We start from the raw sequence: 20,937 nt of genomic DNA, 5'->3' as shown, positions 1-20,937 counted from the left end.
GGGCATGGCGGACAAGGGCGTCATCGTGCTGGCGGCAGGGGGAACCGGCGGTCACCTGTTTCCCGCCGAGGCATTGGCGCATGAGCTCAAGGGACGGGGATGGTCTGTTCATCTGGCCACCGATGAACGGGCGAACCGCTATTCCGCAGCCTTTCCTGCCGATGAGGTTCACATCATGCCTTCGGCGACCCTGGGGTCGCGGAACCCGATCGCCATGATCAAGACCTTGCTGACGCTGTGGCGTGGCGTACGGGAAGCGCAAAGGGTTTTCGCCCGCATCAAGCCGAGCGCGGTCGTCGGCTTTGGCGGTTATCCGACTCTGCCTCCGCTGTTCGCCGCAACGCGTCTCGGCCTGCCGACGATGATCCATGAACAGAACGCAGTGATGGGGCGCGCGAACAAGGCGCTTGCGGGCCGGGTCACCGTCATCGCGGGCGGTTTCCTGGGGCCGGATGCCACCTCAGGCAGGGCGCGGGTCCAGGTCACCGGAAACCCGGTGCGCCCGGATGTGCTGGCCGCGATGGAAATTCCCTACTTGCCGCCTGAGTCGGGGCCGATCAATCTGCTTGTTTTCGGCGGCAGCCAGGGCGCGAAGTTCTTTTCCGATGTTGTTCCGCAAGCCGTATCCCTCCTGCCTGAGGCACTGCGCCGGCGTCTTGTCGTGACGCAACAGGCGAGACCGGAGGATGAGGCGCGCGTTAAGACGGCTTATGCAGACCTCGGCATCGAGGCGGAAATCTCCCCTTTCTTTAAGGCGATGGCGGAGCGCATGGCGCGCGCCCATCTGGTTATCTGCCGGTCGGGCGCCTCGACGGTGTCGGAGATAGCGGCCATTGGCCGGCCGGCCCTGCTTGTTCCCTATCCTCATGCACTTGACCATGACCAAGCTGCCAACGCAGCCGCATTGAAAGCGCAGGGAGGAGCGGAAGTCAGGGCCCAGGATGAACTTGCGCCCGTGGCGATGGCCGGCCTGCTGGAAGACCTCCTGTCCCGGCCGGAGCGCCTTTCAACCATGGCCGCTGCGGCGAAACGGACCGGTAAACCGGAGGCTGCGCAGTTGCTTGCCGATCTTGCAGAGGCTATTGCCTCGGGAACCAGAATTTAGTCCGGATCAGACAAGGAGTGCGCGCATGAAAATGCCGCAGAACATCGGACCGGTGCATTTCATCGGCATCGGCGGCATAGGCATGAGCGGCATAGCCGAGGTGCTGAACAACCTCGGTTACACCGTCCAGGGATCCGACCAGGCCGACAATGCCAATGTACAGCGCCTTCGCGAGAAGGGGATCGAAGTCCATATCGGTCACCGCGCCGAGAATCTCGGCGAGGCCGAAGTCGTGGTGGTCTCGACCGCGATCCGGAAAACCAATCCCGAATTGCAGGCGGCCAGGGCACGGTTCCTGCCCATCGTGCGGCGTGCCGAAATGCTGGCTGAACTGATGCGGTTCCGGCAGGCCGTTGCTGTCGGTGGAACCCACGGCAAGACCACGACGACCTCGATGATCGCGACGCTGCTCGATGCGGGCCGGCTCGATCCGACCGTCATCAATGGCGGGATCATCAATGCCTATGGCACGAATGCGCGCATGGGCGAGGGCGAGTGGATGGTCGTGGAGGCGGACGAAAGCGACGGCACATTCCTCAAGCTGCCCGCCGATGTCGCGGTCGTCACCAACATTGATCCGGAGCATCTCGATCACTACGGTTCGTTTGACAAGGTTCGCGAAGCGTTCAAGCAATTCGTCGAGAACGTCCCGTTCTACGGGTTCGGCGTCATGTGCATTGACCATCACGAGGTCCAGGCCCTTGTCGGCCGGATCGAGGACCGGCGGATCGTCACCTACGGCCAGAACCCCCAGGCGGACGTCCGCTTTTCCAATCACAGGATGGATGGCGCTGTCTCGGTGTTCGACGTCGTGATCCGTGACAGGAAGACTGGCGCGGAAACCCGCCTGGACGGATTGCGCCTTCCCATGCCCGGTCGGCACAATGTCTCCAATGCAGTCGCTGCAATTGCCGTGGCACACGAATTGGGGATAGAGCCTGAGGATATTCGCCAGGGCCTCATGGCTTTCGGCGGCGTGAAGCGGCGTTTCACGCATACCGGTTCGTGGAACGGCGTGGAGGTTTTCGACGACTACGGCCATCATCCGGTCGAGATCAAGGCGGTCCTTGCAGCCGCGCGGGACGCCTGCAGCGGCCGGGTGATTGCCATCGCGCAGCCCCACCGGTTCACGCGCCTGCGCGACCTCTTCGACGACTTCGCCGCCTGCTTCAACGATGCGGATCTGGTGGGAATCGTTCCGGTCTATTCGGCCGGGGAAGATGCAATCGAGGGTGTGAACTCGGAAACGCTGGTGGAAAAGATCCGTGCCGGCGGTCACCGAGATGCCCGCCTTCTGGAAGACCAGGCGGAAATCGCTCCTTTCGTGCGCGAAAATGCCAAGCCCGGTGACTTCGTCGTGTTTCTGGGCGCCGGAAACATTTCCGCATGGGCCTATGCCTTGCCCAAGGAACTCAACGGCGAGGCGGGATGATGGCACTGGTCGACGGTGAAGCCCTGCTGAAGAAGCTGGCCGGCCGGTTGCAGGGCGTGCGTGGATCACTGACGCCCAATGCGCCCATGGATGCCGCGACATGGTTTCGTGCCGGCGGTCCGGCGGAAGTCCTGTTTCAACCCGTCGACGAGGAAGACCTGTCCAATTTCCTGCACGCCGTACCGGACGACATTCCGGTCATGCCGGTCGGCGTCGGATCGAATCTTCTGGTTCGCGATGGAGGCATTCCCGGTTTCGTCATCCGGCCCGCGGTCAAGGGGTTCGGCCGGATTGAACGCGTGAGCGACACCGAACTGCGCGCAGGTGTACGGGTTCCCGACCGCATGCTGGCAGCGGCCGCGCGCGACGCCGAAATCGCCGGTTTCCATTTCTACCATGGCATCCCCGGCGCCGTTGGCGGCGCTTTGCGCATGAATGCCGGCGCCAACGGGGTCGAGACAAAGGACAGGGTGGTGGAGGTGCGGGCTCTGGATCGCAAGGGTGACCTGCAGATACTGTCCCTTGAGGAAATGGGCTATTCCTATCGTCATTCGGAAGCGCCGGAGAATCTGATCTTCACATCTGCCCTCTTCCGCGGAGAAGCGGGTGAACAGGAATCAATCCAGGCTGCAATGGATGAGGTGCAACGTCATCGCGAAACCGTGCAGCCGGTCAAGGAAAAGACCGGCGGATCGACTTTCCGCAATCCCGAAGGCACATCTGCGTGGAAGGAAATTGACAGGGCCGGTTGCAGGGGGCTCGTGATCGGAGCGGCACAGATGTCTCCGCTCCATTGCAATTTCATGATCAACACGGGCAGCGCCAGCGGATACGATCTTGAACTGCTCGGAGAGACCGTAAGGTCGCGCGTGCTTGATGCTTCCGGCATACCCCTGCACTGGGAGATCAAGCGGATGGGCCTGTTCGAGCCGGATCATGCGGTCTTGCCCTTCCTCGGGCGGGAGCCATAGGGCGCCAATGCACCAGGTTCGGCGATCCGAGGCGGTGGCATTTTCCGGTTACATGCCATTCGTGGACGGGCTTCGCGCCTTGGCCGTGGTCGCCGTCGTCCTGAATCACGCCCACATGCCCGGATTTTCAGGCGGGTTCTCGGGCGTTGACATCTTCTTCGTCATTTCCGGCTTTCTGATCATCGGACAGATCAGGAGCGAAATCGCGCGCGGTGATTTCTCGATCCTGCGTTTCTATGCCCGCAGGACACTCCGCATCCTGCCGGTTTTCTTCCTCGTGCTGGCATGTACCTTCCTGGCAGCGCCGTTTTTTCTCTTCATTCCGGATGCCTATGAGAGCTTTGCAAAGTCGGCCATCGCCGCGCCGCTGATGATCTCCAATGTCCTGTTCTACGTCGAGCAGGGCTATTTCGATACTGCGGCACAACTGAAGCCTCTGCTTCATACCTGGACGCTTTCGGTCGAAGAGCAGTTCTATCTGGTGGTTCCGTTGCTGCTGCTCGGTCTCGCCTGGCTTGCCAAGCGCGGAGTCCGCCATGTCGAGCCGCTTGCGGCCGTTGTCATCTTCGTCCTGTCACTCGTGGCGTGCATCATCTGGACGGACATCGGAGACCGCAATCCGGCGTTCTACCTGACGCCGTTCAGGGCATGGGAATTCGTTGCCGGTGGCATGATCGTTCCTTCGCTCGCCCAACGGCTCGCGCGCCTGCCGGTTTGGGTGCTGGAAGCGCTGGGGCTGGCGGGGATGGCGATGATTGCCGTGACCGTTGCCGGCGTCTCGGAAGACAGCATCTGGCCGGGATCGCTGGCGCTGCTGCCCGTCATCGGGACGAGCCTCGTCATCGCTGTCTCTCTCGCCCGGCCGGAGGTCGCGGTCGCCCGCCTGTTGTCGATGCGGCTGCCGGTCGCGATCGGGCTTGTTTCCTACGGCTGGTACCTTTGGCACTGGCCGCTCCTCGCTTTTGGCCGCATGTCCAATACGAATGCCGGTCTTTCCATCGATCTGCTGCTCGGCGGCATTTTGGGACTCGGTCTGGCGACGGTCAGCTACCTGCTGGTTGAAAAGCCGGTTCGCCAATGGCGCAAGCGGGCACGTCTGGAAATGAATGCCGGGCGGATCTTTGCCAGCGGTTTTGCGGGGGTCTTCCTGATGGCCGCGCTGGGCGGCGGGATCACCTATGCCGGTTACCTGGCTAATGACCGCCACATCCGCAATCTCTACGCAACAGAGGGTGCCGGAACTTTCGACAATGGTTGCCGGGTGCGGACCGGGGACGCGGTTCCGGAGCATTGCGTTTCCGGCGACTACGTCCTGATCCTGGGGGATTCCCATGCCGACGCCCTTTATCCAGCCCTGGCCCAGGTCGCCCGGGGTCGGGGACTGAACGCGGTCTCGCTGGCACGCGGCGGATGCCGCCTTTCTTGGTTTTCTCCCCGATCCATGCAGTCCGGCGACCTGCATCGCTGCTCCAACCTGGTGACCGCCCTGAAGGGCGTCATGGCGGAACCGAACCCGCCACGTTCAGTCCTAGTCACGTCCATCTTCCTGCCGGGAACCGTCCCGGACAAGGACGAGGCATCGGAGCTGATCAGGCAATTCACAGACGCCGGTGTGCGGGTCCTGCTGATCGGTCCGACACCGCGCTTCGATCAGCCGGCTCTCGATTGTATTCATGGCGCCGAGCGGACCGGTGGCGACAAGCAGCGGTGCAACGTGTCCCGCGCACAGACAGACTCCATGTTCAAGAATGTCGTGCCCTTGTTGCGCTCCGCCGCCGGCCAGGTTGGGGCCGCACGGGTCATCGATATCATTCCAGCCTTCTGCGATGACCAGGTCTGCCGCCCGGACGAGAACGGCGTGCTGTTTTTCCGGGATCGCGACCACCTCTATCCAGCCGGGGTTCATCGGCTGGTGGAGCAATACCGGGACGATTTCGCCTGGGCTCTTGGCCAGTGAGGCGATTGCTTCGCTGGGGTCCGGAAAGATTTCCGGCAGGTTATCGAACTAGGTAAACGACCTGTTAACGATCTGGGCTGCACCTTGCTCCGCACGCAATGGCGTGGCCGCGATTCGGGTTTTTCATCCACGGGCTTGCCACGGAATCAACTCTCTGATTCCTTGGTGACAGGGGTTTCATCATTGAGTCGCGTTGGCGCGCGTATTGCGCGACCGGGCACAAGTCCGGCCGGTGAATTGTTGCGCGCCGGATGCTGCGCAGAAGAGGGGTTCGTGATGGCAAGGAAGCGCGTGGCGGTGCTGATGGGCGGTTTCTCGTCCGAGCGACCCGTCAGTCTCGCTTCGGGAAAGGCCTGCGCCGATGCCCTCGAGGCGGAAGGCTATCTTGTGACGCGGATCGACGTTGACCGCAACGTTGCCCTGGTGCTTGCGGACTTGCGCCCCGATGTCGTTTTCAATGCCCTGCATGGCCCTTTCGGCGAGGATGGCACGATCCAGGGCGTCCTGGAATATCTGCAGATTCCCTACACCCACTCAGGTGTTCTCGCCTCGGCCCTTGCCATGGACAAGGACAAGTCCAAGAAGCTTGCCAAGGCAGCCGGAATTCCGGTGGCCGAATCAAAGGTCATGAACCGGTTTGAAATCACGTCCGCGCATCCGATGAAGCCTCCCTACGTGGTCAAGCCGGTCGCCGAGGGTTCGAGCTTCGGTGTCGTGATCGTCAAGGAAGATCAGCCGCATCCACCCCAGATCATCACGTCGGATGACTGGAAATATGGCGACCGGGTCATGGTGGAGCGTTTTGTGCACGGTCGAGAGCTGACCTGCACCGTGATGGGCGACGTCGCGCTCGGCGTCACCGAGATCATTCCGGTGGGGCACCAGTTCTACGATTACGAGTCGAAATATGTGTCGGGCGGCTCAAGGCACGAATGCCCGGCGCGGCTTTCACCAAATATTTACCAAAAAATACAGACACTGGCGCTGAAGGCTCATCAGATTCTGGGGTGTCGCGGCGTAACCCGATCTGACTTCCGCTATGACGACCGCCACTCCGAAAACGGCGAACTGATCTGGCTGGAGGTCAACACACAGCCCGGCATGACCGAGACATCGCTGGCACCGGAGCTAGCGCGGCATGCAGGTCACAGTTTTGGTGAGTTCGTGAGTTGGATGGTGGAGGACGCATCGTGCATGCGCTGAAGCATGGAATCGCCAGGATTGCAGGGACGGGCCGCACCGATGCGTCCGGGGCGCCGGAACGGCTGGTCTTGCCGCGCCTGCTGCGCCGGCCGGTCCGTCATGTCACCAGACTCGTGTCCGGCGACGTGCATGTGCCGCGTCATGCCTTCGCCGTGATGGCCGCCGGATTTCTCACCGCTTCCGCTGCCTATGGTTCATGGCTTGGCGGGCATGTTCCGGCAATTGTCTCGACGGTGGCTTCGGGAACCGGGTTCGCCATTTCGCAGATCGACATCACTGGCAACACCGAAACGTCCGAGATCGATGTCATGGGCGCGATCGGGTTGACCGGATGGACGGCCTTGCCCGGATTTTCGCCGGAAGCCGCGCGCCAGCGCGTCGCCGAACTGCCCTGGGTGCAGGAGGCCTCGGTGCAAAAGGTCTATCCGGGAACGCTCCAGGTGAAGGTGTCCGAACGTACGCCGTTCGCGCTTTGGCAGCAGGGCGATTCGGTTGCCGTGATCGAGCGCGACGGATCCGTTATCGCGCCCTACAGGAACGACCGGTATGCCAGCCTTCCGCTGGTTGTCGGCTCCGGGGCCGCGCAAAAGGCGAGCATGTTCATCGCCGGCATGGAGCGCTTCCCCGCCATCGCGCAACGCGTGCGCGGTTATGTGCGAATCGCGGACCGGCGCTGGGACCTGATTCTCGACAACGGCGTCACGATCAAGCTGCCGGAGCGCGGCGAACTGGCCGCCGTTCAGAAAGTGGTGGAACTGCAACAAACCGAGGGCCTTCTCGACAAGGATATCGTCAGCGTGGACATGCGGTTGGGCGAGCGCATCGCCATCAGGCTGAGCGCGGCTGCCGCTGAAGAGCGCCGGGAGCGCATGGAGAAGCTGGTAAAGGATGAAGAGAAGCGGGGGCGCACATGAACCTGCTTTCCGCCACCTCGTCTTCCTCCTCGCGCCGCACGGGCGTTGTCACCGTGCTCGATGTCGGCTCATCGAAGATCTGCTGCATCATCGCCCGGCTCATGCCGCGTGATGAAGGCGAACTGCTGCGCGGGCGTACCCATGACATCCGGGTGATCGGCATAGGCCATCATCGTTCCGAAGGCGTCAAATCCGGCGTCATCACTGACCTCGACTGCGCCGAACGGGCCATCCGCCATGCTGTCGATGCCGCTGAGAAGATGGCCGGCGTGATGGTCGAATCGCTCATCGTCAACATCTCGGCCGGCCGCCTGAAAAGCGAAATGTTTTCGGCGACCGTGAATCTTGGTGGCGAAGAAGCCGATGCCAACGACATCCGCAAGGTTCTGGTTGCGGGCGCAAGGCAGGCTCAGGCGGTCGAACGCCAGGTCATCCATTCGCTGGCCACGGGTTATGCCTTGGACGGCGAACGCGGCATTCGCGACCCTCTTGGCATGATCGGCGATACGCTTGGCGTGGAAATGCATGTCCTTTCTGCCGACGCGGCGCCGCTTCGCAATCTCGAACTGGCGGTGAACCGTTGCCATCTCTCCGTGGAGCGCATGGTCGCGACGCCCTATGCCAGCGGACTGGCGGCGCTCGTTGACGACGAAACGGAAATGGGTGCCGCCTGCATCGATATCGGGGGCGGGACAATCACGATGTCGGTCTTTGCCAATGGGCGCTTCGTTCATGGCGATTCGCTGCCCATGGGCGGGCGCCACATCACCATGGACCTTGCCCGCGGGCTTTCCACGCGGGTGGAGGCGGCCGAGCGGCTGAAGGCAATGCATGGATCGGCCCTGCCGAGCGCCGCCGATGACCGCGACGTGGTGACGATCCCCTCGATCGACGACGACGGAAGCGACCGGGATGAAGGCCAGCAGGTGCCGCGTGCCATCATGACGCGCATCATCCGCGCCCGTACCGAGGAGATGCTCGAACATGTCCGAGACCGGATGAACGCATCCGGATTCGGTGCTGTTGTCGGGCGCCGTGTCGTGCTGACGGGTGGCGGTGCCCAACTCAACGGTTTGCCGGAAGTCGCCCGGCGGATTCTGGGACGCAACGTGCGTGTCGGGCGGCCGCTTGGCGTGGCGGGTTTGCCGCCGGCGGCCAAGGGACCGGCGTTTTCGACGGCCGTGGGCCTGATGATCTATCCGCAAGTGGCAGGGCTGGAGACCAATGTCATGAAGCATTCGAGATGGAGCAAGAGGCTGACGGGAACCGGAGGACGGCTCAGCCGTGTGGGGCAATGGCTGAGAGACAACCTTTGATTCAGGCCGGGGCGTTCTGCCCCTGGGAAAATCTAGCCGCAAAGGCAAGCGGCGGCGAGACGGAAGAGCGGACAAGGACAGGATCATGAGCATCAACCTTCAAAAACCCGACATCACAGAACTGAAGCCCCGCATCACCGTCTTCGGTGTTGGCGGCGGTGGCGGAAACGCTGTCAACAACATGATCACAGCCGGATTGCGCGGCGTGGAATTCGTCGTGGCGAATACCGATGCGCAGGCGCTGACAATGTCCAAGGCGGAACGCCTGATACAGCTCGGCGCCCACGTGACCGAAGGTCTGGGCGCCGGTTCGCAGCCCGAAGTCGGGCGCGCAGCCGCAGAAGAGTGCATTGACGAGATCGTCGATCATCTTTCCAACACGCATATGTGTTTCGTGACGGCCGGCATGGGCGGCGGAACCGGTACGGGTGCAGCGCCGGTTGTCGCCCAGGCGGCCCGCGAGAAAGGCATCCTCACGGTGGGTGTGGTGACCAAGCCTTTTCATTTCGAGGGTCAGCGCCGGATGCGGCTTGCCGACAGCGGAATCGAGGAACTGCAGAAGTGCGTCGACACGCTGATCGTCATTCCGAACCAGAACCTGTTCCGGATCGCCAACGAGAAGACCACATTCGCCGATGCTTTCGCGATGGCCGACCAGGTGCTTTACTCGGGCGTGGCCTGCATCACGGACCTGATGGTCAAGGAAGGCCTGATCAACCTCGACTTCGCCGATGTGCGCTCCGTCATGCGCGAGATGGGTAAGGCCATGATGGGAACGGGCGAGGCTTCCGGCGAGGGACGTGCCATGGCGGCGGCCGAAGCGGCCATTGCCAATCCGCTGCTCGACGAATCCTCGATGAAGGGCGCGCAGGGCCTGCTGATCTCGATCACCGGCGGTCGCGACCTGACGCTCTATGAGGTGGATGAAGCTGCCACGCGCATCCGCGAAGAAGTGGACCAGGATGCCAACATCATTCTCGGCGCGACTTTTGACGAGGAACTGGAAGGTGTGATCCGCGTTTCGGTGGTCGCCACGGGCATCGAAAACACGGCCGGCATCGCCAAGGCCGTGACAGCGGAAAGCCGCACGGTTTCCCGTCCGGTGCAACAGCCAGCGCAGGCTCCCATGGCTCCTTCGCAGCCGCAGGCCCGTCAGCAGTCTGCAGCGCCCCAGCAGCCGCAGCAGCCCGTACGGCAGACGCCGGCGGATCCGGTGGCGGCAGCCATTGCGCGCGCCGAGTCGGAGTTCCCGGTTCAGTCCGGGGCAGAGGAGTTCCGGCCTGCAAGCCGGTTGTTCCAGGGACAGCCGGAGATCCAGGAGAACATGCCGAAGCAGGCGCCTCAGCCGGCAGCCGCCGCAACGGCGCGCGAACCGGTCGCGGAATACCCCTCGGCCGCGCCGGCCGTCCAGCCCGCGCCGGCTGCCACAGCGCCACGCATGCCCAGGGTCGAGGATTTCCCGCCGGTTGCGATCGCCGAAATGTCTGCCCGTGACAACCATGCGCATGGGGAGCACGAAGAGCGCGGTCCGATGGGACTGTTGAAGCGCCTGACCAATGGCCTGTCCCGCCGCGAAGACGAGCCTTCCGCTTCGCTCAAGCCGGCAACGGATGCGAGCGGACCGCGCGAGCCCCAGCTTCGCCAGGCTGCTCCTGAAATGCGCCGGGCCGCGCAACAGGACAGCCAGCTTTACGCGCCGCGTCGCGGGCAACTGGACGGAAACGGCCGTGTCATGCCGGCCGGTCCGTCAGCGCAGGATGACGATCAACTCGAGATTCCCGCCTTCCTCCGCCGGCAGGCGAACTGATCATTCCTGCGGTTGTGACAATTGATGAAAAGGGGCGGCGGTCATTCGCCGCCCTTTTTTCGGAAAAACCTTTATGTAACAATCTTCTAGTTGGTGCCTTGCTCGCGTGAAAGGTCGTTACAAAAGGTAAGAAACCGTGATTTGGATTGCCGGGTTCACCACAGTATGTTCATCCGCGATCAGGCGGGGGCGCAGCTGATGATGGGGATCGCTGCTAGCCTGTAAACACACACCCGCTCCGCCGCCGCAAAGGTTGTGGAGCGCCGTGCAGGGGTCAAGGGGCGTAATCTTGTCGGACTTTCAGAGAACGCTGAAAACTTGTGTTTCGCTAGCCGGCATCGGCGTCCACAGCGGAAAGCCCGTGACCATTCATTGTCATCCGGCCGATCCCGATACCGGGATCATGTTTCACCGACTGGGCAAGGATGGCGAGCCAACCGAAATCCGGGCGCTGGCTTCAGAAGTCGGTGCGACGGACCTGGCGACTGTCCTTGGCAATCCGGCCGGCGTTTTTGTCGCGACCGTCGAGCACCTGATGGCGACGCTTTACGGTCTCGGCATTGACAATCTCCTGATCGAGATCGACGGGCCGGAAGTTCCCATTCTCGATGGAAGCTCAGCCTGCTTCGTCGATGCTTTCGAGCAAGCGGGGCTTGTGACCCAAGCCGCAAAACGCCGTTTCATCCGTGTCCTGAAACCTGTTCGCGTGGAGAATGGCCCGTCATGGGCGGAGTTTCGTCCGTATGGCGGTACCCGGTTCGAGGTCGAAATCGATTTCGACAGCCCGGCGATCGGCAGGCAGGCCTTCGGAGCGGACATGACGCCGGAGACGTTCCGTCGAGACGTTTCCCGGGCGCGCACATTCGGTTTCATGAAGGATGTCGAGCGCCTGTGGGCGGCGGGCTATGCCTTGGGTTCTTCTCTGGAGAACTCCGTTGTCATTGGTGACGATCACAAGGTCATCAACATGGAAGGCCTTCGCTACAGCGACGAGTTCGTCCGCCACAAGACGCTTGATGCGCTCGGTGACCTGGCACTGGCCGGTGCGCGCATTCTCGGATGTTTCCGTTCGTTCCGTGGCGGGCACAAGTTGAATGCAGGTGCCTTGCGCGCCTTGCTGAGCGATTCGTCGGCGTTCGAAATCGTCGAGACGAATCGGAGAACCGGGGGACGGGGTGCAGACCTCATCGCTGTGAGCGCGCCGGTCCACGCTCCCTGGGCCCTTTAACCTATCAAGCCTTGTCGTTGATCTCGGGTGAGTCCCGGCAGCGGGCACTTCGTTTTTGCGCCACAATGTTGCGCGATTGGCATCGGGTGGCATTGCCGCTCATGCGGCGATATGATTTATGGCGATGGTGACGAGATCGCTCTACCGGCAGGACGGATGCATGGCTCTTGTAAAGTTTGTATCAGACGCTTCGCGGCAAACCTTGCGGCCTGCGTTGCTGGCATTGGCCTGCGCGCCCTTTCTCCTTGCCGGTTGTTCTTCTGACGACGATATCGACCTGTCGACGTATGTTGAGCAGACCGAACCGGCCGACCAGCTTTACAATCAGGGTCTGGCCAACCTGGAGGCCGGGCGCCTCGGGGAGGCGTCCGCGAAGTTCGCCGCTGTTGACCGGCAGCATCCCTATTCCGAATTCGCCCGCAAGTCGCTGGTCATGAACGCCTTCACCCAATACCGGCAAGGCAATCACGACGATTCGATCAACAGTGCCAAGCGATACCTCACGCTTTATCCCAACACCGATGAATCCGCCTATGCGCAGTATATTGTGGGTTTGAACTATTTCCGCCAGGTCCGGAACGTGACCCAGGACCAGCGTGAAACCAAGCTGATGATCCAGGCGATGAACGAGGTCGTGGAACGCTGGCCGGACTCCGAATATGCTCCGGATGCGGAATCGAAGATCCGCTTTGGGCGTGACCAGCTTGCAGGCAAGGAAATGCAGGTCGGGCGTTACTATCTCGAACGCCGCGAATATATTGCCGCGATCAAGCGATTCCGGGCAGTGGTGGAGGAGTTCTCCAACACCCGGCATGTCGAGGAGGCGCTTGCGCGGCTGACCGAAGCCTATCTCGCCATGGGCATCGTCCACGAGGCACAGACTGCGGCGGCCGTTCTCGGGCATAACTACCCTGATTCCAAGTGGTACAAGGATGCCTATGCCCTGTTGCAGCAGGGTGGCTATGCGCCCGAGGAAAACCAGGGTTCATGGATTTCCCGGGCAGCGCGCAGGCTCACGACAAGCGCGAGCTGAAACGGCGGGCCATGCTCTGCCACCTTTCGATCCGCGACATCGTTCTGATCGAACGGCTCGATATCGAGTTTCCGGCCGGGCTGTCCGTCCTGACGGGTGAGACCGGCGCGGGCAAATCGATCTTGCTCGATTCGCTTTCGCTGGCGCTCGGCGCACGCGGCGATGCCTCTCTCGTTCGCCACGGAGCGACACAGGGACAGGTGACGGCGGTCTTCGACGTGCCTTCGAACCATCCGGCGCGGGCAATGCTTGCCGCCAATGAAATACCAGACGACGGCGATATCATCCTGCGGCGTGTGCAAAACGCCGATGGGCGCACACGTGTCTTCATCAACGACCAGGCGGCCAGCGTCGCCTTGATGCGGCAAATCGGCCTGGCGCTGGTCGAGATACACGGTCAGCACGATGACCGGGCGCTTGTCGATCCGGCGGCGCATCGTGAGCTGCTTGACGCCTTTGGCGGGCATACCGGTGAAGCTTTGGCAGTCGCGGCGGCCCATGGGGCCTGGCGGCAGGCCGAAGGCGACCTGCGCAAGCATCGGCAGAAGGTGGAGGCGGCAGCCCGTGAGGCGGATTTTCTTCGCGCATCGGTAAGCGAGCTCGAAGAACTCGATCCGCAACCCGGCGAGGAAACGGCGCTTGCTGACGAACGTGCCAGCATGATGCGGGCGGAGAAGATCGCGGTCGAGATCGCCGATGCACAGACAGCCTTGTCCGGCGACGGCTCTCCGATCCCGCAACTGTCCTCGCTTCTGCGCCGGCTTGAACGCAAGGCGGCGGAGGTGCCGGGCATGCTGGACGACATCCTGAAGTCCCTGGACGAGGCGCTGATCTCGCTCGATGCGGCGGCGCAGGGCATAGACGAGGCCATGCGCGCCAGTGAATACGACCCGCGCCGCCTGGAGGAGACAGAGGAGCGGCTGTTCGCGCTGCGTGCGGCGGGGCGCAAATACAACGTGACGGTCGACAAGCTGGCGGAATTGCGGGACAGCATGGCAGCGGATCTGGCCGACCTCGATGCGGGAGCGGAACGGCTGCCCAGGCTGGAACAGGCCGCGAGCGCGGCACTCTCGGCCTACGAGCAGGTTGCCGCGGGTTTGTCCGCCAGACGTCATGGCGCCGCGGCCATGCTGGCAAGTGCCGTCATGGCTGAATTGCCGGCCTTGAAGCTGGAGCGAGCAGAGTTCATCGTCCAGGTGGAAAGCAATCCGGACAACAGGGCAGCCGAAGGATTCGACACGGTGGAATTCTGGGTTCGCACGAACCCGGGCACACGGCCGGGGCCAATGATGAAGGTGGCGTCCGGCGGCGAGCTGTCGCGCTTCCTCCTAGCGCTGAAGGTGGCGCTGGCTGATCGCGGTTCGGCGCCGACACTCGTTTTCGATGAAATCGACACCGGCGTTGGCGGTGCCGTAGCCGATGCCATTGGGCAGCGTCTGGCCCGCCTTGCGCAGAACGTCCAGGTGCTGTCGGTCACCCACGCGCCGCAGGTCGCCGCCCGGGCGACCACGCATTACCTGATCGCCAAGGGGGGCGATGGCGAGAGGGTCGCGACCCGAATATCGGTCATGGACCGGAGCGAACGCGCCGAAGAACTGGCCCGCATGCTGGCGGGCGCCACGGTGACGGACGAAGCGAGGGCCGCTGCTGCGCGGCTGCTGACGGAGAATGGTGATCCGCGGGCTTGAGCGGCCCGGAAGATACTCTACTCTTGCCGCCGATTCCCAAGCTCCGGCGGTTTTCATGTCCGACAAGACCACACCAGTCGATCGATTGAACGAAACCCAGGCCAAGGCCGAACTCAAGCGCCTTGCCGAAGAAATCGCACACCATGACCGGCTCTATCACGCCGAGGATCAGCCGGAAATCTCGGATGCGGACTATGATGCCTTGCGGCGGCGCAACGAGGCCCTGGAAAAACGTTTCCCGCATCTGGTCCTGGCGGATTCACCCTCGCTGCGGGTCGGTGCGACGGTTTCGGAAAAGTTCGACAAGGTCACCCATGCGGTGCCGATGCTGTCTCTCGACAACGCGTTTTCGGATGAGGATGTACGGGATTTCGCCGCCCGCATCCGCCGGTTCCTGCGCATGGAAGAGGGTGCGGAACTGGCTCTGACAGCCGAACCGAAGATCGACGGGCTTTCGCTCAACCTGCGCTACGAGAAGGGGACGCTCATCAGCGCCGCGACGCGGGGCGACGGACAGACCGGCGAAAACGTCACTGCCAATGCGCGCACGATCGACGACATTCCAGGCCATCTTTCCGGCGATGTCCCGGATGTGCTGGAAGTGCGCGGCGAGGTCTATATGGGTCATGCCGATTTCCAGGCGTTGAATGCGCGCCAGGAAGAGAGCGGAGGCAAGACCTTCGCCAATCCGCGCAATGCGGCTGCAGGTTCGCTCAGGCAGTTGGACAGTTCGGTCACGGCTTCGCGCCCGCTGAAGTTCTTTGCCTATGCCTGGGGCGAGATTGGCGAGATGCCGCGTGAAACGCAGATGGAAATGGTGGAGTGGTTTGCCGCACTCGGCTTTCGCGTCAACCCGCTCATGCGGCGCTTCACTTCGGTCGAAGCCCTGATCGACCATTATCATGCCATCGAGGAAGAACGCGGCGAACTGGGCTATGACATTGACGGTGTGGTCTACAAGGTCGATCGTCTCGACTTGCAGAAGCGGCTCGGTTTCGTGTCCCGCAGTCCGCGCTGGGCAATCGCTCACAAGTTCCCGGCCGAGAAGGCCATGACGCCACTCAAGGGCATTGACATCCAGGTCGGCCGTACGGGAGCACTGACCCCGGTGGCAAGGCTTGAGCCCGTGACAGTGGGCGGTGTCGTGGTCACAAACGCGACCCTGCACAATGCCGAGGAAATCGAGCGCCTCGGGATCATGATTGGCGACACGGTGATCGTGCAGCGCGCCGGCGATGTGATACCGCAAATCCTCGGCTATCTGGCCGACAAGCGCCCCGACGATGCGCAAGCCTTCGCGTTTCCAACCGTCTGTCCTTGCGAGTTGAAGACGCCAGTCATCCGCGAAGCCAATGCCTCCGGCGGGGAAGGCGTGGTGCGGCGCTGTTCGGGGGAGTTTGCCTGTCCCTTCCAGCGCAAGGAGCATCTCAAGCTGTTCGTCTCGCGCAAGGCCTTCGACATAGAGGGACTGGGCGACAAGCAGATCGAATATTTCTACGACGATCCCGACCTTCCGATCCGCACGCCCGCGGACATCTTCACGCTTGCACGGCGTGACGCGGCCAACAGCCTCAAGAAGCTGAAAAACCGCGATGGCTATGGCGAGACTTCGGCGCAAAAGCTGTTTGACGCCATCGAGGCGCGGAGGTCGATCGCGCTGGAACGGTTGATCTTCGCGCTCGGCATCCGGCATGTGGGCGAGACCACCGCAAAGACGCTGGCGCGCGCCTATGGCTCCTGGGACGCCTTCGAGAAAGCTGCACTTGCCGTAGCGGCAGGCGACACGCAGGCTGCCGACGACATGGACGCGCTCGACGATATCGGACCGGCCGTGGTCGAATCGGTCGCGCGCTATTTCTCCGAAGTTCACAACCGCACCATGGTCGAGGATCTGGTCGGTGAACTCGATGTACAAGACGCGGAGAAGCCGCAAAGCGACAGCCCTGTCGCCGGCAAGACCATTGTCTTTACCGGATCCCTGGAACGCATGAGCCGCGACGAAGCCAAGTCGATGGCGGAAAGCCTGGGCGCCAAGGTGGCAGGCTCGGTTTCCCGCAAGACTGATCTTGTGGTCGCCGGACCGGGGGCGGGTTCGAAGCTCAAGAAGGCGGAAGAGCTTGGTATCGAAGTGATTTCCGAGGATGCCTGGTTCGAAAGGGTTGGCGGATGAGCACATTTCACGGGTTCGGTGAAAAAGCCATACCCTTCCTGAAGGCGCTGGACTTCCACCAGGACCGGGACTGGTTCAAGGAAAATCGCGATCTCTACGAAAGCGAACTCAACGGTCCGCGCGGAGCGCTGATCCTCGACCTGACAGTCCGATTCGCCGAGGCCGGGCTACCTTATCGTGGCGATCCGAAGAAATCCGTGTTTCGCATCTATCGCGATATCCGCTTTTCGAAAGACAAACGGCCTTTCAACCGGCATGTATCGATCATTCTCACGCCAGACGGGACGAAACGGTCAGACGGCTGCTTCTATCTGCATGTCGGGCTGGAGGGTTGTTTCATGGCCGTCGCCTTCTATTCGCCGGCGCCGGATGCCCTGAAACGGATGCGCAATTCGATCATTGCCTGGCCGGAGCGCTACCGCACCATGGTGGGGGCACTGGCGAGCCAGGGGCTGGAACTGGATTCCGGCGAGGCCTTGAAGCGGTTGCCGAGAGGTTTCGAAACCGTGGAAGAAGAGGATCTGGCAACCGGTGTGAAGAAAAGGCATTTCATCACGCGGGAAGAGATCGACCCGACCCGGATCACTTCGCCGGAACTGGCGGATGACTGCGTCGATTTCGCGAAACGTGCGCATCCGCTTTTCGAATGGGGGATAGGTGCCATCTGAGGTGGTTCATCAGTCCGACTTGTGGCTCACATGAGAACTATTGGCGTGACAGGTCAGGAAGGCTGTCCTAACGTCCGGCGCGTCATGACACAACCTTCCGAAACACACACGGCGAGAGCCGAGATCATCGATGGCCTTAAAGCCAGTATCCCTGTGGTGCTGTCGTCAATGCCATTCGGGCTGCTGTTTGGCGCCATAGCGGTCAAGAACGGGTTCTCGACCTTCGAAGCCGTGTTCATGAGTGCTACGGTCTTTGCCGGCGCCAGCCAGATGGTGGGGCTGGAACTGTTCGGCACCCATGTGGCGCCATGGCTCATTGTCCTGTCCATCTTCGCGGTAAACTTCCGGCATGTCCTCTACTCCGCCGCCATCGGACGAATGCTGCGGCCATGGGGCACGCTGCGGATGTCAATCGCGTTCTTTCTTCTTGTCGATCCGCAATTCGCCGAGACAGAGCGCCGGCGGGAGCAGGGCCGGAAGATCACGTGGCGCTGGTACATGTCCATGGCGCTGACCATCTATGTCTTCTGGATCGCCGATACCTGGGTTGGCGCCAGTTTCGGCAACCTGATTACCGATCCCCATGCCCTGGGCCTGGATTTCGTGTTGCCGGTGTATTTCCTGATCATGGTGATGGGGTTCCGGAAGAGGAAGAGTTTCATACCCGTCGTCCTGTCCAGCGGGGTCTGTGCCGTGCTGGCTGAGAACGTGGTCGGATCGCCCTGGCATGTTTCCATCGGAGCGCTTGCCGGGATCGTCGTGGCGATGATGATGCCGATACCCGAGGAGGAGCCGGCCACGGAGCCGGGGCAGCGATGAGCACGATCTTCTGGATCACGATCGCAAGCGCCATCGCCACCTATGCCACGCGGGTCGGCGGCCATCTCGTGCTGTCGCGGTTCGAGCGCATCCCTCGCCGGGTGGACCGCGCGCTCAACGCGGTCCCTGCGGCAGTGCTGACAACGCTTGTCGCCCCGTCGCTGGTGAAGGGCGACTGGCGCGAAGCGCTGACATTGGCCCTCGTCGCCGCCGCGACGCTTCGCCTTCCCGGCCTTGCCGTCTTCGCGGCCGGTTGGGCGCTGATCATCGGTTTCAGACAGATCGGGGGGTAGGCTGCTCGCCCATCGGGGCGCAGGCCATCTTCAACCAGTCACGGTCCGGTTCCTCCAGCGCAGGGGCGATCTCCTCCAGAACACGCGCGTGATAGGCGTCGAGCCATTCGATCTCTTCGCGGTCCAGCATCTCCGGCAGGATGAGCCGCCGGTCAAACGGGCAGAGCGTCAGCGTCTCGAAACCATGCATCGCAATGTCGCCGCCCCGCACGTCCTGCGCCGGTGTGACGGCAATCAGGTTTTCGAGGCGGATGCCATAGTGGCCGGGCTTGTAGTAGCCCGGTTCGTTGGAAAGGATCATGCCTTCCAGCAATGGCTGGATGCCGGTCTTCGCGATCCTCTGCGGCCCCTCGTGGACGGAGAGAAAAGAACCGACGCCATGTCCGGTCCCGTGCGCGAAATCGACCCCGGCTTTCCAATGGGCCGCCCGCGCCAGCGGATCGATGTCGCAGCCGCGCGTGCCGGCCGGAAAACGGATCGTGGAAACCGCAATGAGGCCCTTCAAGACAATCGTGTACCGCCTGCACATCTCATCGGTTGGCTCGCCAACCGGCACCGTGCGTGTGATGTCGGTCGTTCCATCCTCGTATTGGCCTCCTGAATCCACCAGGTAGAGTTCGCCCCGGGCCAGTGTGCGGCAGGATTTGTGTGTGACCCGGTAATGCATGATCGAGCCATTGGGGCCAGCGCCGGAAATCGTGTCGAAAGAAATGTCCTTCAACGGCATCTGGGCTTCCTGCCCCGCCAGGATACGGGCGCTCTCAAGCGCCACCACGGCGCTGGTCTCGGTGACCGTGCCAGGTTCCTGCCGGTCCAGCCAGGCGAGAAAGCGCGCCATGGCGACTCCATCCCGGCGATGGGCACCGCGTGCGCCCTGCAATTCTGTCGGGTTCTTGCAGGCCCGTGGCAGGCGGGCCGGGTCGGGCATGGAGAGCCATCGGCCACCGTTTCCGGTCGCAAGGATTCGCAACTTTTCGGCCGCCAGTTGCGGATCAAGTCCGACAGTCCTGCCTTTTCGCGCCAGTTCAGCCACCGCGTCGTCAAGTTCGGAAGGCGGGCGAATGTCGCACAGTTGCGTCAGATAGGCTTCGACCTCCCTTGTCATCTTGCGCTTGTCCATGAACACCTGATGATTGCCTTTGGCCGAAACGATCGCAAACCCGAGGGCGAGCGGCGTATGGGGCACATCTGAGCCTCGGATATTGAAGGCCCATGCCAAGGAAGACGGATCAGTCAGCACACAGGCATCGGCACCGGCGTCCCTGATGGCTGTCGCCAGGGCGGCCAGCTTGTCACGCGCCAGCACCCCCGCGCGCTCGACCGGATGGATCTGGACCGGTTCCAATGGCGGGGCCGGGCGGTCGGTGCGAACCGCATCGACGGGATTGCCTTCCAGCATAACCAGTTCGCCGCCCACCTTGCCCAGGGCTGTGGAAATCCGCTCCACCTCGCCGATCGTGTGCAGCCAGGGATCGATTCCGAGCTTCCAACCCGGTTTCCAGTTCGCTTCAATCCACGCGGATGGCGGATTGGAGACAAGGTCTTCATAGCCGAAGAGTGCCGGGTCGGTCTGCAGCCGCACCTGCTCGGTGTAGCGTCCGTCAACGAAGATCACTGCAGTCTGACTGGCGATGAGAGCCATGCCTGCCGAGCCGGTGAAGCCGGTCAACCAGGACAGGCGTTCGGCATAGCTGGCCACATATTCGCCCTGGTGTTCATCCGCCCGGGGAACGAGGACACCATGGACATTCTCCCGCAAGAGGACTTTCCGCAAGGCTTCCATTCGTGCAGCGGCGTTTCTGGGGTCCGACGTGCTCTCGAATGACTGGAAATGTGGCGCGTGCATGAAAACGGGTTCCTCCGGGGACCGGCCGATACTGGCCGCCTTTAGACTTGACGGGGGACGGTAGACAAGCGGCGTTGCGGTGTCCATCGGTCGTGCCCACGGACTTTTCATGCTGCGCTGCGAAATCGATATTTCGCATATGCACAATACGCAAGGGTGCCATGCACCAACAGGTCTGGTTGATTGAATGCCCCGGGCCTATCTGTCGATCAACACAATGATTTCAGTTCAACCCGACGAGGACAGAACGATGCCGACCAAATCCCGTGGCTTTTTCCGCAATGCCTATGACGCCCTGCTGGAAGCACGCCAGCGTCAGGCAAACCAGTATGTCAACGGCGCTCTCCTCATGCTCGACGACGAGACACTGAAGGCGCGTGGCTATTCCCGCGCGGAACTGCGCCGCAAGGGCTATACCGGTTCCTATATCTGACCGGACCTGACAGCCGGTTCCACGAAAGGGCGGGCCTTCGGGTCCGCCTTTTCC

General features: G+C 62.3%; 17 protein-coding genes. 16 read left to right on the top strand and 1 reads right to left on the bottom strand.

Annotation, left to right across the window (positions count from 1 at the left end; translation table 11 throughout):
* Positions 1-4 precede the first annotated feature (4 nt).
* The 15 genes from murG (at position 5) to ACLB6G_RS17490 (ending at position 18,604) form a co-directional block, all read left to right on the top strand.
* On the top strand, positions 5-1,105 hold the full coding sequence (gene murG / locus ACLB6G_RS17560; RefSeq protein ID WP_410357511.1) for an undecaprenyldiphospho-muramoylpentapeptide beta-N-acetylglucosaminyltransferase: 1,101 nt from the start codon (positions 5-7) through the stop codon (positions 1,103-1,105).
* Positions 1,106-1,130: 25 nt separating this feature from the next.
* Positions 1,131-2,537, top strand: coding sequence for a UDP-N-acetylmuramate--L-alanine ligase (gene murC, locus ACLB6G_RS17555; protein WP_410357510.1), 1,407 nt, complete (start codon positions 1,131-1,133; stop codon positions 2,535-2,537).
* Complete coding sequence (gene murB / locus ACLB6G_RS17550) at positions 2,534-3,508, top strand: UDP-N-acetylmuramate dehydrogenase (RefSeq protein ID WP_410357509.1); 975 nt, start codon at positions 2,534-2,536, stop codon at positions 3,506-3,508. The genes murC and murB overlap by 4 nt, the downstream gene beginning before the upstream one ends.
* Before the next feature lie 7 nt (positions 3,509-3,515).
* Positions 3,516-5,465: an acyltransferase family protein gene (locus ACLB6G_RS17545; RefSeq protein WP_410357508.1), complete on the top strand. Its 1,950-nt coding sequence runs from the start codon at positions 3,516-3,518 to the stop codon at positions 5,463-5,465.
* 276 nt (positions 5,466-5,741) lie between these two features.
* Positions 5,742-6,668: a D-alanine--D-alanine ligase gene (locus tag ACLB6G_RS17540; protein WP_410357507.1), complete on the top strand. Its 927-nt coding sequence runs from the start codon at positions 5,742-5,744 to the stop codon at positions 6,666-6,668.
* Complete coding sequence (locus tag ACLB6G_RS17535) at positions 6,656-7,582, top strand: cell division protein FtsQ/DivIB (RefSeq protein ID WP_410357506.1); 927 nt, start codon at positions 6,656-6,658, stop codon at positions 7,580-7,582. The genes ACLB6G_RS17540 and ACLB6G_RS17535 overlap by 13 nt, the downstream gene beginning before the upstream one ends.
* On the top strand, positions 7,579-8,898 hold the full coding sequence (gene ftsA / locus ACLB6G_RS17530) for a cell division protein FtsA (protein WP_410357505.1): 1,320 nt from the start codon (positions 7,579-7,581) through the stop codon (positions 8,896-8,898). The genes ACLB6G_RS17535 and ftsA overlap by 4 nt, the downstream gene beginning before the upstream one ends.
* A gap of 85 nt (positions 8,899-8,983) precedes the next feature.
* Positions 8,984-10,705 (top strand): cell division protein FtsZ, encoded by a 1,722-nt coding sequence (gene ftsZ, locus ACLB6G_RS17525; protein ID WP_410357504.1) that lies wholly within the window; start codon positions 8,984-8,986, stop codon positions 10,703-10,705.
* A gap of 253 nt (positions 10,706-10,958) precedes the next feature.
* Complete coding sequence (gene lpxC / locus ACLB6G_RS17520; protein ID WP_410357503.1) at positions 10,959-11,933, top strand: UDP-3-O-acyl-N-acetylglucosamine deacetylase; 975 nt, start codon at positions 10,959-10,961, stop codon at positions 11,931-11,933.
* Positions 11,934-12,093: 160 nt separating this feature from the next.
* On the top strand, positions 12,094-12,966 hold the full coding sequence (locus ACLB6G_RS17515; RefSeq protein ID WP_410357502.1) for an outer membrane protein assembly factor BamD: 873 nt from the start codon (positions 12,094-12,096) through the stop codon (positions 12,964-12,966).
* Between the two features lie 11 nt (positions 12,967-12,977).
* Positions 12,978-14,654, top strand: a complete 1,677-nt coding sequence (gene recN, locus ACLB6G_RS17510; protein ID WP_410357624.1) for a DNA repair protein RecN — start codon at positions 12,978-12,980, stop codon at positions 14,652-14,654.
* Positions 14,655-14,709: 55 nt separating this feature from the next.
* The gene (ligA, locus tag ACLB6G_RS17505; RefSeq protein WP_410357501.1) at positions 14,710-16,824 is read left to right on the top strand and encodes an NAD-dependent DNA ligase LigA; all 2,115 of its coding nucleotides are present in this window, start codon (positions 14,710-14,712) and stop codon (positions 16,822-16,824) included.
* A complete protein-coding gene (locus tag ACLB6G_RS17500; protein ID WP_410357500.1) occupies positions 16,821-17,492 on the top strand; it encodes a TIGR02453 family protein in 672 nt (223 codons plus the stop codon). The genes ligA and ACLB6G_RS17500 overlap by 4 nt, the downstream gene beginning before the upstream one ends.
* Before the next feature lie 84 nt (positions 17,493-17,576).
* Positions 17,577-18,311 carry an AzlC family ABC transporter permease gene (locus ACLB6G_RS17495; RefSeq protein WP_410357499.1) on the top strand — a complete coding sequence of 245 codons (735 nt, stop codon included), beginning with the start codon at positions 17,577-17,579 and terminating at the stop codon, positions 18,309-18,311.
* Positions 18,308-18,604 (top strand): AzlD family protein, encoded by a 297-nt coding sequence (locus ACLB6G_RS17490; RefSeq protein WP_410357498.1) that lies wholly within the window; start codon positions 18,308-18,310, stop codon positions 18,602-18,604. The genes ACLB6G_RS17495 and ACLB6G_RS17490 overlap by 4 nt, the downstream gene beginning before the upstream one ends.
* Here ACLB6G_RS17490 and ACLB6G_RS17485 read toward each other — a convergent pair.
* Positions 18,585-20,450, bottom strand: coding sequence for an aminopeptidase P family protein (locus ACLB6G_RS17485; protein WP_410357497.1), 1,866 nt, complete (start codon positions 20,448-20,450; stop codon positions 18,585-18,587). The genes ACLB6G_RS17490 and ACLB6G_RS17485 overlap by 20 nt on opposite strands.
* 250 nt (positions 20,451-20,700) lie before the next feature.
* Between ACLB6G_RS17485 and ACLB6G_RS17480 the strand changes: the two genes are divergently transcribed.
* Entirely contained in the window at positions 20,701-20,883 is a 183-nt protein-coding gene (locus tag ACLB6G_RS17480; protein ID WP_410357496.1) for a hypothetical protein, read from the top strand.
* Positions 20,884-20,937 lie beyond the last annotated feature (54 nt).

It is taken from the genome of Zhengella sedimenti (assembly GCF_046506625.1).
Lineage (GTDB): Bacteria > Pseudomonadota > Alphaproteobacteria > Rhizobiales > Rhizobiaceae > Zhengella > Zhengella sedimenti.
Note: the sequence above shows the minus strand (reverse complement) of the source record. Positions and strands in the feature narration are given on the sequence as shown.

Excerpts from the sequence above, each read along its gene's own strand:
- ACLB6G_RS17495 (WP_410357499.1), top strand. The coding sequence starts at position 17,577 with ATGACACAACCTTCCGAAACACACACGGCGAGAGCCGAGATCATCGAT.
- ACLB6G_RS17485 (WP_410357497.1), bottom strand. The coding sequence starts at position 20,450 with ATGCACGCGCCACATTTCCAGTCATTCGAGAGCACGTCGGACCCCAGA.
- murC (WP_410357510.1), top strand. The coding sequence starts at position 1,131 with ATGAAAATGCCGCAGAACATCGGACCGGTGCATTTCATCGGCATCGGC.
- ACLB6G_RS17500 (WP_410357500.1), top strand. The coding sequence starts at position 16,821 with ATGAGCACATTTCACGGGTTCGGTGAAAAAGCCATACCCTTCCTGAAG.
- ftsZ (WP_410357504.1), top strand. The coding sequence starts at position 8,984 with ATGAGCATCAACCTTCAAAAACCCGACATCACAGAACTGAAGCCCCGC.
- ACLB6G_RS17515 (WP_410357502.1), top strand. The coding sequence starts at position 12,094 with ATGGCTCTTGTAAAGTTTGTATCAGACGCTTCGCGGCAAACCTTGCGG.
- murG (WP_410357511.1), top strand. The coding sequence starts at position 5 with ATGGCGGACAAGGGCGTCATCGTGCTGGCGGCAGGGGGAACCGGCGGT.
- ACLB6G_RS17540 (WP_410357507.1), top strand. The coding sequence starts at position 5,742 with ATGGCAAGGAAGCGCGTGGCGGTGCTGATGGGCGGTTTCTCGTCCGAG.
- ftsA (WP_410357505.1), top strand. The coding sequence starts at position 7,579 with ATGAACCTGCTTTCCGCCACCTCGTCTTCCTCCTCGCGCCGCACGGGC.
- recN (WP_410357624.1), top strand. The coding sequence starts at position 12,978 with ATGCTCTGCCACCTTTCGATCCGCGACATCGTTCTGATCGAACGGCTC.
- ACLB6G_RS17490 (WP_410357498.1), top strand. The coding sequence starts at position 18,308 with ATGAGCACGATCTTCTGGATCACGATCGCAAGCGCCATCGCCACCTAT.
- ligA (WP_410357501.1), top strand. The coding sequence starts at position 14,710 with ATGTCCGACAAGACCACACCAGTCGATCGATTGAACGAAACCCAGGCC.
- ACLB6G_RS17545 (WP_410357508.1), top strand. The coding sequence starts at position 3,516 with ATGCACCAGGTTCGGCGATCCGAGGCGGTGGCATTTTCCGGTTACATG.
- murB (WP_410357509.1), top strand. The coding sequence starts at position 2,534 with ATGATGGCACTGGTCGACGGTGAAGCCCTGCTGAAGAAGCTGGCCGGC.
- ACLB6G_RS17480 (WP_410357496.1), top strand. The coding sequence starts at position 20,701 with ATGCCGACCAAATCCCGTGGCTTTTTCCGCAATGCCTATGACGCCCTG.